General features: G+C 64.3%; 15 protein-coding genes. 4 read left to right on the top strand and 11 right to left on the bottom strand.

Going from position 1 to position 15,528, the window contains the following annotated elements:
* Positions 1 to 152 precede the first annotated feature (152 nt).
* Positions 153 to 1,199 (bottom strand): enoyl-CoA hydratase/isomerase family protein, encoded by a 1,047-nt coding sequence (locus tag ACFYOW_RS16440; RefSeq protein ID WP_387288607.1) that lies wholly within the window; start codon positions 1,197 to 1,199, stop codon positions 153 to 155.
* Positions 1,196 to 2,737 carry an acyl-CoA synthetase gene (locus ACFYOW_RS16445; protein ID WP_387288609.1) on the bottom strand — a complete coding sequence of 514 codons (1,542 nt, stop codon included), beginning with the start codon at positions 2,735 to 2,737 and terminating at the stop codon, positions 1,196 to 1,198. Before ACFYOW_RS16445 ends, ACFYOW_RS16440 begins: the two co-directional genes overlap by 4 nt.
* A gap of 162 nt (positions 2,738 to 2,899) precedes the next feature.
* Here ACFYOW_RS16445 and ACFYOW_RS16450 point away from each other — a divergent pair, with 162 nt between their 5' ends.
* The 4 genes from ACFYOW_RS16450 (at position 2,900) to ACFYOW_RS16465 (ending at position 6,986) form a co-directional block, all read left to right on the top strand.
* Entirely contained in the window at positions 2,900 to 3,709 is an 810-nt protein-coding gene (locus tag ACFYOW_RS16450) for an enoyl-CoA hydratase-related protein (protein ID WP_387288611.1), read from the top strand.
* Positions 3,710 to 3,802: 93 nt separating this feature from the next.
* Complete coding sequence (locus ACFYOW_RS16455; RefSeq protein WP_387288613.1) at positions 3,803 to 4,864, top strand: hypothetical protein; 1,062 nt, start codon at positions 3,803 to 3,805, stop codon at positions 4,862 to 4,864.
* A gap of 139 nt (positions 4,865 to 5,003) precedes the next feature.
* A complete protein-coding gene (locus ACFYOW_RS16460) occupies positions 5,004 to 6,404 on the top strand; it encodes an alpha/beta hydrolase domain-containing protein (protein ID WP_387288615.1) in 1,401 nt (466 codons plus the stop codon).
* A 282-nt stretch (positions 6,405 to 6,686) separates the two neighbouring features.
* Positions 6,687 to 6,986, top strand: a complete 300-nt coding sequence (locus tag ACFYOW_RS16465) for a hotdog domain-containing protein (protein ID WP_387288617.1) — start codon at positions 6,687 to 6,689, stop codon at positions 6,984 to 6,986.
* Between the two features lie 258 nt (positions 6,987 to 7,244).
* On the opposite strand, the gene ACFYOW_RS16470 is transcribed toward ACFYOW_RS16465, so the two are convergent.
* The 9 genes from ACFYOW_RS16470 to ACFYOW_RS16510 form a co-directional block, all read right to left on the bottom strand.
* On the bottom strand, positions 7,245 to 7,889 hold the full coding sequence (locus ACFYOW_RS16470; protein WP_387288619.1) for a VTT domain-containing protein: 645 nt from the start codon (positions 7,887 to 7,889) through the stop codon (positions 7,245 to 7,247).
* 4 nt (positions 7,890 to 7,893) lie between these two features.
* Entirely contained in the window at positions 7,894 to 9,339 is a 1,446-nt protein-coding gene (locus ACFYOW_RS16475) for an aldehyde dehydrogenase family protein (RefSeq protein WP_387288620.1), read from the bottom strand.
* Between the two features lie 38 nt (positions 9,340 to 9,377).
* Positions 9,378 to 10,835, bottom strand: a complete 1,458-nt coding sequence (locus ACFYOW_RS16480) for an aldehyde dehydrogenase family protein (RefSeq protein ID WP_387288622.1) — start codon at positions 10,833 to 10,835, stop codon at positions 9,378 to 9,380.
* On the bottom strand, positions 10,832 to 12,019 hold the full coding sequence (locus ACFYOW_RS16485; RefSeq protein WP_387288624.1) for a cytochrome P450: 1,188 nt from the start codon (positions 12,017 to 12,019) through the stop codon (positions 10,832 to 10,834). The genes ACFYOW_RS16480 and ACFYOW_RS16485 overlap by 4 nt, the downstream gene beginning before the upstream one ends.
* Before the next feature lie 84 nt (positions 12,020 to 12,103).
* Complete coding sequence (locus ACFYOW_RS16490; protein ID WP_387288626.1) at positions 12,104 to 12,295, bottom strand: ferredoxin; 192 nt, start codon at positions 12,293 to 12,295, stop codon at positions 12,104 to 12,106.
* Positions 12,292 to 13,209, bottom strand: coding sequence for a 3-keto-5-aminohexanoate cleavage protein (locus ACFYOW_RS16495; protein ID WP_387288627.1), 918 nt, complete (start codon positions 13,207 to 13,209; stop codon positions 12,292 to 12,294). Before ACFYOW_RS16495 ends, ACFYOW_RS16490 begins: the two co-directional genes overlap by 4 nt.
* Before the next feature lie 36 nt (positions 13,210 to 13,245).
* Positions 13,246 to 13,893 (bottom strand): histidine phosphatase family protein, encoded by a 648-nt coding sequence (locus tag ACFYOW_RS16500; RefSeq protein ID WP_387288629.1) that lies wholly within the window; start codon positions 13,891 to 13,893, stop codon positions 13,246 to 13,248.
* A complete protein-coding gene (locus tag ACFYOW_RS16505; protein ID WP_387288631.1) occupies positions 13,890 to 15,077 on the bottom strand; it encodes a thiolase family protein in 1,188 nt (395 codons plus the stop codon). Before ACFYOW_RS16505 ends, ACFYOW_RS16500 begins: the two co-directional genes overlap by 4 nt.
* Positions 15,074 to 15,523: a Zn-ribbon domain-containing OB-fold protein gene (locus ACFYOW_RS16510; protein WP_387288633.1), complete on the bottom strand. Its 450-nt coding sequence runs from the start codon at positions 15,521 to 15,523 to the stop codon at positions 15,074 to 15,076. Before ACFYOW_RS16510 ends, ACFYOW_RS16505 begins: the two co-directional genes overlap by 4 nt.
* Between the last annotated feature and the right edge of the window lie 5 nt (positions 15,524 to 15,528).

The following is a 15,528-nucleotide window of genomic DNA, read 5'->3' on the forward strand; positions in this document are numbered from 1 at the left end:
AGTGCACTCAGCGCCGACACGCCGTCCGTTCTACGTCGATGACAAGCGATCGAGGTAAGCGAATCGCCAGTGCGGGCTTCGTCGGGGGTGATAGGCACTTATCCGCTGGGACCGCGGCCGAATATCGCGGCAGGAGACACCCGGGGGCCGGATCAGGTTCCCTCGCCGTCCACTTCGTCCACCAGTCCCCATGCGAGCGCGGTCTCGGAGCTCAGCTTGTGCTCGGTCAGCATCAGCCAGGCAGCCCGCCAGCGACCGACTCGCCTGGTCATGCTGACTGTGCCGCCCGCACCTGGTACGAGACCCATCCGAATCTCGGGGAACGAGAAGTAGGCACCAGGCGACGCGATCACGGTGCCGGCGAAGGCCGCCATCTCAGCACCCGCACCGATAGTGGGGCCGTGTACCCGCACCGTCACACGATCCCGAATACGGTCGATGACCCGCCACGGCGCCCGGTCCAGACGAACCAGGTACGCGGCGACCAGGTCTGTGGCGGTGCCGAATTCGTCCAGATCACCACCACTGCAGAAAGCGGGGCCGGCACCGCTGATCTCGACTTCGGCAATGCTGTCGTCCATCTCGACCAGTAACACTGCTTCCAACAGATCTTCACGCAGCCTGCGGCTCAACGCATTTCGGCGTTCCGGATGATCGAGAACGACCGTCAGTCGGGCTCCTTCCCGATTCAAGCCGACCAATGGACGATCCGGGAATGCCACCTCACGTGGTTTCCCACGCTCGCCCAGCCAACGCGTGAACTCAGGACCGTTGAGAAGCATCGAGTACGCCGCCGCCTCCGCCGAGAGACCGGCGAGTGTCGGCAGCCGCTCGGCCTGCCGTAGCAGTTGCCCACAGCTGATCGCCGCCCGCGGCGAGCCGGACACTGCCAGCCGCAGCACTCCGAGCGCCTTATCGACATCATCCACCGCAACCATCTGGCGCGGTGTATCTTCCTGGGGCGCATCGGTGATCGTGACAGTCAGCGCGTCGAGCAATGGCGCGATCTGCAGCGACACCGGGCCCCGCAAGACTCCGACTACCAAAGGCAGCGCCAGTTTCATCCGCGCGGCCGCGCGCTCGATCAGGTTTGGCGGCACGCCTGCCAATTCGTCGAGTGACAGCACCACCAGCGGAACCTCCGGAGAACCGTCCTCCATTACGCCGACATCCAGCTCACCGATCAGATCGGCCATCATCGTGACGCCTGGCTCGGATCGGCGGCATCTGCATACCGCTGAAGCAGCTCGCGACGCAGTAATTTCCCGCTGGGAAGTCGCGGAATCTCCTCGAACGAAACGGTTTTCGGGCATTTGTACGATGCCAGCCGCGACCGACAGTATGCAATCAGTTCGGCTTCCAACTCCGGACCGATGCCAGCCGTGATCGCCGGCTGCACGACCGCGTGGACCCGCTGACCGAATTCGTCGTCGGGCAGTCCGATCACTGCCACATCGGTGACAGCCGGATGCGGCACCAACACATCCTCGATCTCCCGTGGGTAGATGTTCACGCCGCCGGAGATGATCAGGTCCCCACGCCTGCCCGACAAGTAGAGGTAGCCGGCCTCGTCGAGATATCCGAGATCGCCGAGGGTGTTCCAGCCCTCGGAATTGTGTGCGGTCGCGGTCTTCTCGGGATCGCCGTGGTATTGGAAGCGGGGCACGTCACCGAACCAGACCGTGCCGACGGTTCCGGCAGGCAGCTCACGGCCCTCGTCATCGCAGATGTGCGGTACGCCCAAGACCGCTTTGCCAACCGAACCCCGGTGTGCCAGCCAATCTTTCGAATCGATCATGCAGAAGCCGCTGCCCTCACTGCCGGTATAGAACTCGACCAGCCTGGGCCCGAACCACTCGATCATGCGCTCCTTGACCGCGATCGGGCACGGTGCCGCGGCGTGCACGACGAGCCGCAGGCTGGACACGTCGTAGCGGCGACGCACGTCCTCGGACAGTTTGAGCATTCGCACGAACATGGTTGGCACGAACTGGCCGTGGGTTATGCGGTGTCGTTCGATGAGCTGCAGGGTGTCCTCGGCGTCGAACCGCGCCATCATCACAACGGTGCCCCCGTTGCGGATGACACCCATCGACCAGCCCAGGGGTGCCGCGTGATAGATCGGGCCCGGGCTCAGATAGACCGTATCGCGACCGAACCCGAACGCACTCGCCATCAGGTGGTCGATGGGCAGCCCGGCACCGAACGGCGCACCCGACAGCGCCGGCAATATTCCCTTGGGCCTGCCGGTCGTTCCCGATGAGTAAAGCATGTAGTAGCCCTCTGCCTCGTCCTGAATCGGCTCCTCGGACAGGCCCGCACACAGCTCATCGAGACCTGCTGCCTCATCGCCACCGGTACCGGCTACCAGCCGCGTCAGCCCAGGTTGCCGCGACACCAGCGCAGCCGCGAAATCCGACAGCGACGCTGAATGGATCAGCAACCGGGCCCCACAGTTCTCCACGATGTAAGCCGCTTCCGGCTCGGTGAGATGCCAGTTCACCGGCGTGTAGAGCAACCCCGCCCGCTGCGCTGCCCACAACACCGGAAAGACCTCGAGCGTGTTGTCGAATAACAGCGCCACATGGTCACCGGTCCGCAGACCGAGGTCGCGGAACAATCGCGCGATTCGGTTGGACAGCTCTTCGAGGGCGCGGTAGCTGATGCCGGCACCCGATCCCCCCATGATGATCGCGGGTTTATCGCCGAGTTCACGGGCCAGGCGAGTCAAATGCATCCGGACGCTCCACAGTGATTCGACGCAACCCCCGGCACCGTCCAGCCGACTGGAATCAGCCGCCGGGACGAGGTACCGCTGGGGCGGCTAAAGGTAGTAAGAGTATAGCTAATCCAACTAAAGTTTCCCGCCAGACAGTTTACTTCCTTCGGAAGGCCGCAAGTGACCGCGCAACCCCACATCCAGGTCGATCGAACCGACACGATCGCACGGCTCACGTTCAATCGCCCCGAACGGCTCAACGCGGTCACGACCGACATGATGAACGAAACCGCCGATGCGATCGAGAAACTGTCGGGCGACCCGATGGTGCGCGCTTTCGTGCTGACCGGGGCCGGGCGCGCATTCAGCTCGGGTGCGGACCCGACCGAGCCCGATAGCGGCAACGGACCGAAAACGGCCACCATCGATGCGGCGAATCGACTGACCCGTGCCCTGCGAGCCGCACCCCAGCCCGTCGTGGCGGCCGTCAACGGTGCCGCCGTCGGCGTCGGCTGCTCCTTCGCACTCGCATCCGACCCGGTCATCGCACGCGAATCCGCATATTTCCTGCTCGCCTTCGCCAATATCGGCCTCATGCCCGACGGCGGCGCGACGGCTCTCGTCCCCGGACTCGTCGGCTACGCCCGCGCCGCTCGGATGGCACTACTAGCGGAGCGCATCCCTGCCCGCCAAGCCGCCGAGTGGGGTCTGATCGGACATGTTGTGCCGGACGCGGACTTCGAGGCAGAAGTCGAGCGGATGGCTGCCCGGCTGGCCAACGGCCCAACCGCGGCCTATGCGCGCACCAAACGCGCGTTCAACGCGACGGCACTCGCCCACCTAAAGCAGGCCCTCGAGATCGAGCGGGAAGGGCAGGCCACGCTGTTCGAGACCGCGGACCTGCGCGAGGGCATCGCCGCCTCACGGCAAAACGCAACCCCGGATTCATCGGCAGATAGATTGGCTAGTAAATATAGAAAAACTATATGAACTCCACATGTTCCTGATAGGCTCGCCGACAATCGGCGGCGGATCTATGCACGCTGACCGATCCTCGCAAGGCAGCAAGGACAAGGAAGCGAAGTGCCCAGTGACGCAGTCCAGCCCCGCCTGCCAGACGCCGGTGGAGGCACCCCGAGGCTCGGCGAGCTCGGATACAACACGGCGGTGGCGTGCTATGAGACGCAGCTGTCGATGCATCTACCGACGTCCCGCCCGTTCGGTCTGACCGAGCAGTCGTGGTATCTCTACGGCGGCTGGCGCGACGAATCCGGCGCGCTGCATATCGTCGAACGTAAATTCTGCGGCCCGATGACCGCCGGTCTGTGGTTGATGAACACCCGCTCCGGCAAGGTTTCATTGGCTCCCGAGTCGCTGCGAACCGTGCGCGGGGAAGTCAAACGCGAGTACAGCGAAGCCGAACATCATTTGTTCGGTTCACTTCTCGGCAAAGCCGGCGGCGCGCCTGAAGAGGGCCTCGACTTCCGGCTCCGCCCCGACAGCTTGACCTGGCGTGAAGGCAACATACTCGAGCTGGACGGCCGCCTCGTCGGTCCCGGCATCCAGATCGCGAGCACCGACAACGAAGAGCCGTTCTTCTACACCAGCGAGCTCTACCGCGTCGGAGGCAAAGTTCTCGACGAGGAAGTCAACGGGTTCGTCTTCCTCGACCATGGCTACTGGCCGCATGGTGCGGATTGGAAAGAGTTCCGCATCTTCAACGACACTCAGCTCTCGTGGTCGGCATTCGCCACCGAGTTCGCCGACGGTTCGGTCGAATGGGGACAGGTCGCAATCGGCCGCGAGGGCTTCAACTTCGTCGCCGTTGCCAACGAAAAGGGCCCTGTCGCAATGGAATCGCATACGCGTGGCGGTTTCGATCCCGACCCCGACGACTGGGCGCAGCGTATCGGCTATCAGACCGGTGACGGGCGGACCTGGGTCTTCGAGCTCGAACCGGGTGGGCAGATGTCGCAATTTTCCAATGCCCGGTGGGGCGGCTACCGCGCCCAGGCCGGTCGCATCCACCGGCACGACGACAACCGACCGGTTCGGGTCGCGTTCAGCTGGGGCGAATCGTTCATCGGACGGTTCCGTGACGAGAGCATCGGAAGCGTCGGCGACCTGCTGTCCCAGTCTCTCTGACCAGCAACCGAAAAGCCGAAGTATCTCGAATCGGGGGGATTTGCGTTCCGCGACAACAGCACTGACAGCATTGCTGGTCAGCATCGAATTATGCTTCATCACAACAGGATTCGCCGTCGCATCACCTGCTGGCGACGCCATGACGGTGGTAACCACACCGAGCGCAGGCGACCACGGTTTCGCGTACAACAGCTGGCCGTGGCAGGACGATCTGGCGGCCAACGGCTACCGCGAGGACGAGTACTTTTTGTCCGGAACGGCACAGACATATGACCTAGACCGGCCGTCGGCGCCGTTCACAACCCGGTTCCAAGTGTTCCGACCGGTCGATCCACAGCGCTTCAGCGGAACTGCGATAGTCGAATGGAACAACGTCACGGCCCAAGGTGATATCCCGATCGAATGGAATTGGGCACATCGGTGGGCGATGCGCAACGGACACGTATTCGTGACCGCCAGCGTGCAGCAGGTCAGCGCCTGTGGAATGTCCATCCCCGATATCGTCGACATCAACAATCATCCCCCGGTGCTACCGGTGTGTTCGCCGTTGAGCCTGAAAGCATGGGATCCGCAGCGGTACAACGCCATCGAACATCCAGGCGACGACTACTCCTACGACATCTTCTCGAAGATCGCCGACGCGGTCCGAACACGATCCGAGTCGGTGGTCGGCGGTCTCGATGTGCGTCACGTACTGGCCGCAGGCGAGTCGCAATCCGCGCAACAGCTCGGCGTTTACCTGTGCAACGGTGCGGACCGGGACGCCCAGGCCATCGATGGCGCGCTGATCGACGCCGACTGGGGTCGGTACCTGACCTGTAACCCTCGGATCCCGACGCTGCGATTGTGGAGTGAAGAGAGCATGACCGCCTCGCGGGCGACCGAATCGCCGACGCTGCGGGTTTGGATGGCAGCAGGTGCACCGCATGTCGACAGCTGGCAGCTGGCCTTCATCGCGGAGACCCTGCGCCACAACCTAACTGGCGACATAGCGGCCGACTATTCGGAGATTCGTTCTCGAGCATTGAATTTCGGTCAGGACGGGGTGCCGTCGGTCACTGCCGCGACATGTGTCTCCGGCGACCAGTATCCGCGCTATACAATCGTCGACAGCGCACTGCAGGCCCTGCACGACTGGGTGGCTCACGGAGTACTGCCGACACCGATGCCATCGATCACCTTCAGCGCGACCCTCAATCTCAACGAGATCGCCCCACTGCTCACTTTGCCGAACGCGTTGGCCCGCGACCGATTCGGCAACGCCCTCGGCGGAATTCGGTCTCCGGTCCTGGACGTCCCGGTGGCCACCTATACCGGGTCCGCCTGCGGTCCAACTGGACAAACGGTCGCGTTGCCGCCTGATTTCACCAGCGTCATGTATCCGACACATGCGGACTATGTCGCGAAATTCGCCGAAGCCACAGACTCGTCCGTTTCCTCCGGATACCTGCTTGCGGAGGACGCGAACGAGTTGCTCCGTGCTGCCTGCGCATCAGCCATCGGAGGATCCGACACGGTTCCATGTCCACGCGTGGAATGAGATCGCCTGGTGCGGTCCGGCCATCGCCATTGTGGCGACGCCGAGCGGACAAATTCACCGTGAGTCAGCTAGATTAGCTAGCTAATCGTGGACGTTGCTCAGAAAAGCGACCTGCTGGGAAGGCTTGGTATGAGCGACGGTACCGCTGGGAGGGGTCTCGGCTTTCAGCCCGACATTTCATAGGACGAATCATGCTGTGCCGTCCGCGTGGACGGCTGAACTCCTGCAGGTTGGCATGGCACAGGAGGAACTGGTCGACGGTGTAGCTCGCTATCCGCTGCAATGCCCGGGATCGCACGAGGCGGCCCGAACATTGCACACGGCGGCCAGACGGCGTCGGCGCTCGATGAAGCATTGGGCCATCTGCCGCTCATGCTCGGCGAAATGGCCGTTACCGCTCAACTTTCGGTCAATTTCATCAAGCCGATACCAATAGAGCGGCCATTGCAGACACAGGCGGGACCGCGCCGAAGGAGCACGTCGATACATATCCGGCGAACTCACGCTCGCTTCCTTCAGTGCGGTATTGGCCCGGGCGTTCGGAGTCTTCGTAGTACGGAGCTATTCCGCACACTTCAGTAACCAAGATGCCTGGCTCGCCGCACAGGAGACTCAACTGACTGGGGCCGGTTCGCGCAGTCCCGACGAGCCATCACACCAGTTGCGGAATTCGACTTAGTGGTCGAATTCGCACAGCCCGCCGCGCTGACCGCCGCGTCGCCGGTTTCTGCCACTCCGCCCGCGTAAGCGCCAGCCGATCGAGCAGAGATTTGAAGGGCTTGCATCGCAGAACTATTGAGGTCATGGCCGATCCTCTCCCGAGCCGTAATTTGTCGGGGATTATGGGCTCGTTTCTCTTGCGCGTCGGGTGCGCAGGTATTCGATGAGCATGGGCAGTGCGGATACCAGGGCTATCCCGAGGACGAACAGCTCCACGTTCTGCTGTACCACCGCAAAACGCCCGAGATGGTAGCCGAGCACCGTGACGCCGATCGTCCACACCGCACCACCCACGAATGAGTAGACAACATATGTTCGGTGGTTCATACCGCCGATACCGGCCATCGCGGTGACGAAGGTGCGCACGACCGGAACAAAACGGGCGAGCACCACGGCGCGCGCGCCGTGCCGCTCGAAGAACGCGTGCGTGCGGTCGACGTGCCGACGCTTGAACAGCCGCGAATCGGACCGGGCGAATAACTTCGGACCGACGCGTTTGCCGATTTCGTAGCCGAGCACATTCCCGGCGAAGGCGCTCACCAGCAACACCGCGCACACAATCCAGATCGGATACGGCAGACTGCCGCGGGCGACGAACAGTCCTGCCGTGAACAGCAACGTATCCCCGGGCAGGAAGAACCCGGCCAGCAAACCGCATTCGGCGAAGACGATCGCCGCCATCAGGGGCAGAACGAAAGATCCACTGCTGCTGAGGATTCGGGCCGGATCGAGCCAGCCACCGGTAGCGAGAACCTCCACGGTCATCCTGCTAGCCCCGCCCGTACAACAGTCGCAGTGCCCGTTCAACCTTGTCACGAGCGGGTCGGCGGCCCGCGAACATGGTGCCCACCAAACTGGGAAGCCGCAGCGAGACAGGCTCCACGACGCTGGTTACCCGCGAGAATTCGCGCAAACCCTCGGGGCCTTGCAGCCGCCCGAATCCCGACTTCTTCACACCTCCGAACGGAAGACCCGCCAGACCGGAGCCGGTCATCGCATCGTTGATGTTGACGCCGCCGGCTTCGATACGGGCGCTCAATATCCGTGCCCGCCTACGGCTTCGGGTGAAAACACTCGAATTGAGGCCGAACTCGGAAGCATTCGCGACGGCAACGGCATCCGCGTCATCGCGCACCCGCGCGATCGAAACCACTGGAGCGAAGCTCTCTTCACGCCACAGCGCACTGTTCGGCGGCACGTCCACCACGACCGTCGGCTCGAAATAGCCATCGCCGATCTTCAGCCGTTTGCCCCCGATCAGGACCTGGGCACCGGCGTCGACCGCTTCCGCAAGCCGCTTCTCGACGACATCCAACTGTCGTGGCTGGGTAACCCTCCCGATGTTGGACTCCGGCCCAGGACCGACCCGCAGGAGCCGCGTCAGCTCGACGACCTCGTCCACGAACGAGTCATAGAGCGCGTCCACAGCTAACACACGTTCGCTCGCCATGCAGGTCTGACCCGCGTTGCCGAACGCAGCGCCCACTGCCGCTGCCGCAGCCTGGCGGATGTCGGCGTCCGAACAAACGATCATCGCGTCCTTGCCACCGAGCTCGAGGATGACCGGGAGCAATTCCTCGGCCGCCGCCGCCAGAATTCGCTTCCCGGTCGCCGGGCTGCCAGTGAACACGAGCTTGTCGATTCCGGACCGCACCAGTGCGGCGCCCGCGCGGCCGTCGCCTTCCCCCAGCATCACCACGCCCGGTCCGGCGGCCTGAAAGCATTCAGCGAGGATCCGGCCCGTCTCGGGCGTGACCTCCGACGGCTTGAACACCACAGTGCTACCCGCGCCGAGTGCGTACGGCAGCGATTGCAGGGGAATCGCGACCGGATAGTTCCACGGCGCGATCACCCCCACCACCCCCAGCGGCGCATACTGCACCCGGGCGTGTTTGACGACGTACGGCCAGGTCGCTACGCGGCGCGGGCGCAGCTCCCGCTGCGCGTTCGCGCACACCCAGCCGATCATCGTGCATCCCGCAACGATCTCGAACAACGCATCGGTGGCCGGTTTGCCGGTTTCGGCGGCCACCGCATCGGCGAGTTCGCCTGAGCGGCGGACAATTTCGGCTCGCACGGCCCGCAACTTGCGGGCGCGTCCACGGAACCCCAGAGCCTGCCAGGCAACCTGGGCGGCCCGTGACCTGGCAACGATCTCCGCCATGTCCTGGGCTTCGGAAGGAACCGAAAGCCCCTCCACCGCTGTGGTACTCATCTGTCTCCCTACGCGTTCAGCGACCGTCGCCGGGCGACCTAGCAACCCCAGCCGAGATACTTCACTTCGGTGTACTCGGCTACTCCCAGATCACCGCATTCCCGTCCGACACCCGACTGCTTATATCCGCCGAACGGCCCTTCGGTTGTCGACGCGGTCGCGTTCACCCGGACCTGTCCAGCCCGAATACGCCGTGCCAGCCGCACACCGAGGTCTATGTCCTGGGTCCACACCGCACCGACGAGTCCGTACTCCGAATCGTTCGCGAGTGCGACACCTTCGTCCGGATCGCCGCTGTAGCGGATCACCGAGATCACCGGGCCGAAGATCTCCTCCCGCGCGGCGGTCGTGTCATTGCGCACGTCGACCAGCAGCGTCGGCTCGAGGAAGAAACCGTTCTCGGCGAGATCCGGCCTGTTGCCGCCGAAGGCAATCGAGGCGCCCTCCGCGACCGCGGCTTCGATGCTCGCCTCGATCCGGCCGAGTTCCTTTGCGCTGATGACCGGCCCCATCATCATGTCGGGATCGTGAGCCGAGCCGACACGAACCTTACGAAGCGCGGCGATGAAAGCGGCCACAACCTGATCGTGCAGGACGTCGGGCACCAGGATCCGAGTGAGCAGACCGCAGCCCTGTCCGGCCAGCGTGACGAACCGCATCGCGGCGGCCACGAGCGATCCGACATCGGCATCCGGAAGCGCCAGTAGTGCCGACTTGCCACCGAGTTCGAGCAGGGTGTGCTTGAGCGATACACCCGCGGTGACCGCGATGCTGCGGCCGACCTCCGACGAGCCGGTGAAGGCGATCATGTCGACCCGAGGATCTCCGACCATGATCCGGCCGACGTCGCCGCCACCGGTGATCACGTTCAAGACCCCGGGCGGGATACCTGCCTCGCGCGCGAGCTCGCCGAGTAGCAAGGCACAACCCGGTGCCTCGGAGGCAGGTTTGAGCACCATAGTGTTGCCGGTAACAAGTCCGGGCGCAACCTTCCACAGGTTCAACAGGTGCGGTGCGTTCCAGGGTGTGATCGCCGAAACCACGCCGCGCGGCTCACGGGCGATGAGCTGGCGCGAGTGCGGCGGTCCCGGCAGGTCGGCCAGGTCCTGGTCGAGTCCCCGCGCGCCGCGAGCGACCATATCGCGGTAATGGTCCATGGGTCGGCGCACCTGGCCGGCTTCAGCGATCAGCCGGGGAGTGCCGACCTCGGTCTCGACGAGTTCGGTGAACAGCGCGGTATTCGCCTCGATCAGCTCGCCGAGTCGGGTGAGCGCCGCAGCCCGTTCGTCTGGCAACAGGTGCGGCCACGGGCCATCGTCGAAAGCGCGCCGCGCCGCCGCGATCGCAGTCTCTGCCTCGGCCGGGCCTGCGAGCCATACCTCGCGAACGACTTCACCGATCGACGGATCGGTGATCGGAAGCGTCGCTCCATCCGCTGGACGGACCATTTCACCGTCGATGAGCAGTTCCCGCGACGGGGTACGCAGGGCGGTCATGCGGCGGGCCTGGGGTCGAAGACGACTGGCATTGCGGCAACACCTCGCATCATCATGGGACCGTGCGGCCGGAATTCGTAGGTGCCTGCCAGCCGAATGTCCGGCAGTCGGTCCAGCAGTACCTCGAGCACGACGGTTGCCTCCAGCCGGGCCAGCGACGATCCGATGCAGAAATGCTCGCCGAAGCCGAATGTCAGGTGGCTACGGTTCCGTGCCGCCGGCCGGTCCATGTCCCAGGTGTCGGGGTCTTCGCACATCGCGGGGTCGCGGTTGGCGCTGCCCACCGCATTGCACACCAGCGTTCCGGCCGGAATAAGCTGCCCGGCGACCTCTATATCGGTGTGCGACATGCGCGGCACCCAAAACAGTGGTGGCTCGCAACGCAAGGTCTCTTCCACCACGTTGGGAATCAGAGACCGGTCCTCGCGCAACCGCTCCCAACGGGACCGGTCGGACAGCAGGAAATGGAGTATCGATCCGATCAGGTTGGCAGTGGTATCCGTACCTGCCAGGATCAGCTGGCGGACGAGCGCGCACAGTTCGCCGGTGCTGAGCCGGTCCTCGCCGTCGTGAGCCTCGATCAACGCGGTCAGCAGATCCTCACCGGGCTCGGTGCGGCGTTGCTCGATGATCTGCTCGACATACTCGCGCAGCTCGGCATCCGACGATGCGTAGCCTTCCTTGCCCGGCGTCGCATGGGCGATCGCGTCATCGGCCCACTTCACGAACTGGCTGCGGTCGCCCGCCGGGATACCGACGAGTTCGGCGATCACCATGGCGGGCAGAATGAACGCGAATTCCGCGCACATGTCGGCGCTGCCACGGTTGACGAAGCTATCGATGAGTGAGTTCGCGATCTCGTGGGTCGGCTCCTCGAGACGTTTGACCGCCTTCGGCGTGAATGCCTTGACCACCAGCTTGCGTAGCCGGTCGTGGTCCGCGCCGTCGATGTGTACCAGGGACGGCTCGATACCCGGTGTCGGCGGCTTGAGCTGGCTACGGAACGATTCGGCATCCCGGAAGACCCGCGAGACGTTCTCGAATCCGGTGACGACAACACTGCCGGACAGGCCGTGGGTTACCGGGCAACGCTCGTGCGCCGCGGCGAGCGCGGAGTACGGGTCGACTACGGGTGTGAAGACATCGAGCATTTCGCTCGCATCACGGGCCGGTGTTCCGGACATCCGTTCCCTCCAATGGTCTTTCGGTCGGCATTCGATTAGATCCGACCTAATATGTAACCAGGTTATATAATTAGCGGGCCGGTTTCAATCGTCCACGGTTATGGCCCGTTCGGGGCACGCCTGCGCGCCCGTGCGGGCAGCATCGGCGAGCTCCGGATTCGGCACCGGAACGCGGACCACACAGAACCCATCCTCATCGGGTTCGAAAACCTCGGGCGCGAAGGCAAAGCACTGCCCGTGTCCCGCGCACAACTCGCGGTCGACCGAGACCTTCATGACGGCACCACCTGTGCCGAAGCCGGGACTCCGCAACGCGCGCGCAGATCCGCCGCCGTTGCCGGTTCCAGACCGCGGGCACGCACCAAATCCACTGCGCGCTCCACCATCTCGTGGTTGGTGGCCGTCGGGAATGCCCACGGGCAGTCACCGATGCCGACGCGAATTCCCAGCCCCCGATCGAGCGCGCGATCCCACAGCTGTTCACACCGCTCGGGCGAACTCATCGCGTAGGGAACGACAACGGTCTCGTGATCGATCCCCTCGGGGATACGTGACAGCAGAAAGTCGATCACGTCCGGATCGGGGTCATTGTTGGAGACCCATCGATCGGAGAAGAACAGTTTGATGTTGAGCGGCTGGCTCAAGATCCCGATCCGCGCCGCGAGCGCCACCCAACGCATGTCCGCCGCATTGAACACGGCGATATTCGGAATCAGCCCGAGTTCACGGAATCGGTCGAGCTCGGGCGGATACGGCGGACGGGAGTTGTTCGGATCGTCCGGGCCGAAACTCACCACACCGAATCGGTTCTCCTCTTCGAGCCACAGCACCCGTTTGACGTGCTGAACCGGGTCGAACGGCGCCAGCAACAGCCGCGTCCCCGCCGGCGGACGCTCGGCGAGCGCCCAGATGTGGTCGAGACTGCCGTGATAGCTAGGGTAGGCAAGCACGTCGACGTCACGCGCTGCCATGGAAAGGACTTGGCGAGACACCTCGTCGTCAACCCACGCCTGCCGACCGTCGGCGTAGCGAGCGTGATAGTGGACGGCGGTGGCGCCCGCACGCACCGCGTCCACGATGTCAGCGGCTACCTCATCGGCCCCGTAGGGCACGTTGGGGTTGTCCTCCTTGGACACGACCTCGTTGACGCCTACTTCGATGTAGACCTTCCCGTCGTCGTGCAATGTCATCGAACTCTCCTTGCTTTCCTGCACCGCGCGTGGCGCTCAGTACACCGGCACGACTGCGCGCAGATGCTGAATTTCATTGAAGGACTGCAACTTCCACGGTCCGTCGACAGTGATCTGTAGCCTCGTGATCGACGCATAGGCCGCCTCGACGATGTTGCGTTCCGGGTGCCCGAGAGCCTTACGTACCGCGGCATTGACCACTCCCCCGTGCGCGAAGACAGCCACGACGCCACCGTTGTCCGCGCGAACGATCCGCTCCAGCGCGGCGATGACCCGAGCCTGGTAGTTGTCGAGGACCGCAGGCGCCTCAGAGCTCTTGATCCAGGCATGGAATCGGTCCAGCCGGGGATCCTGCTGAGCCCGCATCTCCTCCAGCGGAATGTAATAGTCGCCACCCAAGTCGAACTCGGCAAGATCGGCGTCCGTGATCACCGGAAGCTCGAGCAGTCGGGCAAGCGGTTTCGCCGTTCCGGCAGCCCTGAGCAGATGGCTGCTGTACACAGCGGTGATCGGTTCACCTGCCAACCAAACACCTACGGCCTTCGCCTGCTCGAGACCCGATGGACTGAGGGCCGGGTCCGGCCGGGGTGTGTTCTCGACGCGCACCGGCAGACCATGCCGGATGATCAGTACATCGACTTTTCCGGCCGCTCGGACCACGGATCCATTTGTCGAACCGGTCATCGCCGCACCAGCACCGTCGCACCCGCGGTCGGCCCGCCTCCGACACCGACCGCTACTGCACGCGGATTACCGGCCTGCCGGTCGCCGCCGAGCCCCCACAACTGGATACAGGCCTCGTACAGCAGGCCGCAACCGTGCAGGCGCCCAGCCGACAGTTGGCCGCCGCCGGTGTTCAGCGGCAATTCACCCTCGAGCGAAATACGTCGACCGCTGTCGAGAGATGGCCCGGACTGGCCCTTTTCACAGAAACCGAGCGCCTCCAGCCATACCAGCGGGAGGAAGGAAAATCCGTCATAGAGCTGTACCTGATCGATGTCGGCCGGCCGCAGGTCACTGCGTTCCCACAGATGCGCCGCCGCGTCCCAGGCCGCCATCTCGGTCATGTCGGGCCATTGATCCCACAGTGGGCGATGGCGCATCGCCCAACCCAGCGATTCGACACCGAGGGCCGGGCGCGGACCGTCGTCGGCGGTATCGACGTGCGAGACGATGAAGGCTACCGAGCCATCGCAGGGCACATCACAGTCGTACATTCCGAACGGAGTGGAGATCATGCGGGCGGAGAAGTAGTCATCGAGGCTCATGGGCGACCGGTAGACAGCCTCTGGATTGCGGCCCGCGTTGCGCCGGTTGTTGACCGCGATCGTCCCGAGATGCTCTCGTGTCGTACCGAATTCGTGCATGTGCCGCTGTGCATACAGCGCGATCCAGTTCGCGGGCGAGTGCGCGTCGAACGGTGCCAGCCAACGCCGGAAACCTGTGACCGGCGCATTGCCCCCGGAGAGCACCGTGCCGGCGCGGCCGGCGCCGCCTTGCGCGGTTGCCTCGCCGACGGTCCGGTACACGAGCACATGCCGGGCCAAGCCGGTGGCTACCGCCAGGCATGCGGAGAAGAACCCGCCGAGCTGGCCCCCCTCTGGACCGCCGTAGGTCCAATTGGTTCGGAAGGCGAGGGCGGCCTCGACCTCCAAGGCGCCAGGTCCGGCGAGACCTGGTGTGTCGAAGCCACCACCGGGGAAAGTCGCCAGGCCGTCGATATCGTCGCGGGTCAGCCCCGCGTCGGCGATAGCCGCCTGGCATGCCTCCAGTGTGAGGTCGAGCTCGCTACGGCCGAGCCGGCGCCCGATCTGGGAAGCACCTATTCCGCGGACGACGGCCTGTTGCTCCGGGCGCGAACCGCTCATTCGGCACCTCCAACTGGGACGAAGAGCGGAATGTACAGATCACCGTCGACTCGCTCGAATCGAACCTCGACCTCCATACCGATGCGCACCTGCGATAAATCCTCGATGTCGACCAGCCGGGTGGCGAATCGGAGCCCGGACTGCTCGACCAGCTCCGCGATGATCACCGCGAACGGCACCTCGAGATCAGGACTCCACTGCTGATGGTTGATCGTGTACGTGTACACGGTGGCCCGCCCGCTGACCGGCTCGAAAGCCACGTCCCGGGACAAGCAGCGAAAACAGACGGGCGAGGGCGGATGCTGATACTTGCCGCACGAGCGGCACAACTGCATGCGCAGCACACCGTCGGCCCCGGATTTCCAGAAGGGTTCGTCATCGACAGTGACCGCCGGTATCGCTCGGCGGGACCCAACCGCCGCACCGTCCGTCACGCTTGCTGTCACCGGAA

Origin of the sequence: Nocardia sp. NPDC006982 (genome assembly GCF_042869435.1) — a bacterium.
In the GTDB taxonomy this organism is placed as follows: Bacteria; Actinomycetota; Actinomycetes; order Mycobacteriales; family Mycobacteriaceae; genus Nocardia.

What these genes read in the sequence shown, in the direction of transcription:
- ACFYOW_RS16495 (WP_387288627.1), bottom strand. Translation starts at nt 13,209, where the DNA reads ATGACATTGCACGACGACGGGAAGGTCTACATCGAAGTAGGCGTCAAC.
- ACFYOW_RS16440 (WP_387288607.1), bottom strand. Translation starts at nt 1,199, where the DNA reads ATGATGGCCGATCTGATCGGTGAGCTGGATGTCGGCGTAATGGAGGAC.
- ACFYOW_RS16500 (WP_387288629.1), bottom strand. Translation starts at nt 13,893, where the DNA reads ATGACCGGTTCGACAAATGGATCCGTGGTCCGAGCGGCCGGAAAAGTC.
- ACFYOW_RS16505 (WP_387288631.1), bottom strand. Translation starts at nt 15,077, where the DNA reads ATGAGCGGTTCGCGCCCGGAGCAACAGGCCGTCGTCCGCGGAATAGGT.
- ACFYOW_RS16460 (WP_387288615.1), top strand. Translation starts at nt 5,004, where the DNA reads ATGACGGTGGTAACCACACCGAGCGCAGGCGACCACGGTTTCGCGTAC.
- ACFYOW_RS16445 (WP_387288609.1), bottom strand. Translation starts at nt 2,737, where the DNA reads ATGCATTTGACTCGCCTGGCCCGTGAACTCGGCGATAAACCCGCGATC.
- ACFYOW_RS16480 (WP_387288622.1), bottom strand. Translation starts at nt 10,835, where the DNA reads ATGACCGCCCTGCGTACCCCGTCGCGGGAACTGCTCATCGACGGTGAA.
- ACFYOW_RS16470 (WP_387288619.1), bottom strand. Translation starts at nt 7,889, where the DNA reads ATGACCGTGGAGGTTCTCGCTACCGGTGGCTGGCTCGATCCGGCCCGA.
- ACFYOW_RS16465 (WP_387288617.1), top strand. Translation starts at nt 6,687, where the DNA reads ATGCCCGGGATCGCACGAGGCGGCCCGAACATTGCACACGGCGGCCAG.
- ACFYOW_RS16485 (WP_387288624.1), bottom strand. Translation starts at nt 12,019, where the DNA reads ATGTCCGGAACACCGGCCCGTGATGCGAGCGAAATGCTCGATGTCTTC.
- ACFYOW_RS16490 (WP_387288626.1), bottom strand. Translation starts at nt 12,295, where the DNA reads ATGAAGGTCTCGGTCGACCGCGAGTTGTGCGCGGGACACGGGCAGTGC.
- ACFYOW_RS16475 (WP_387288620.1), bottom strand. Translation starts at nt 9,339, where the DNA reads ATGAGTACCACAGCGGTGGAGGGGCTTTCGGTTCCTTCCGAAGCCCAG.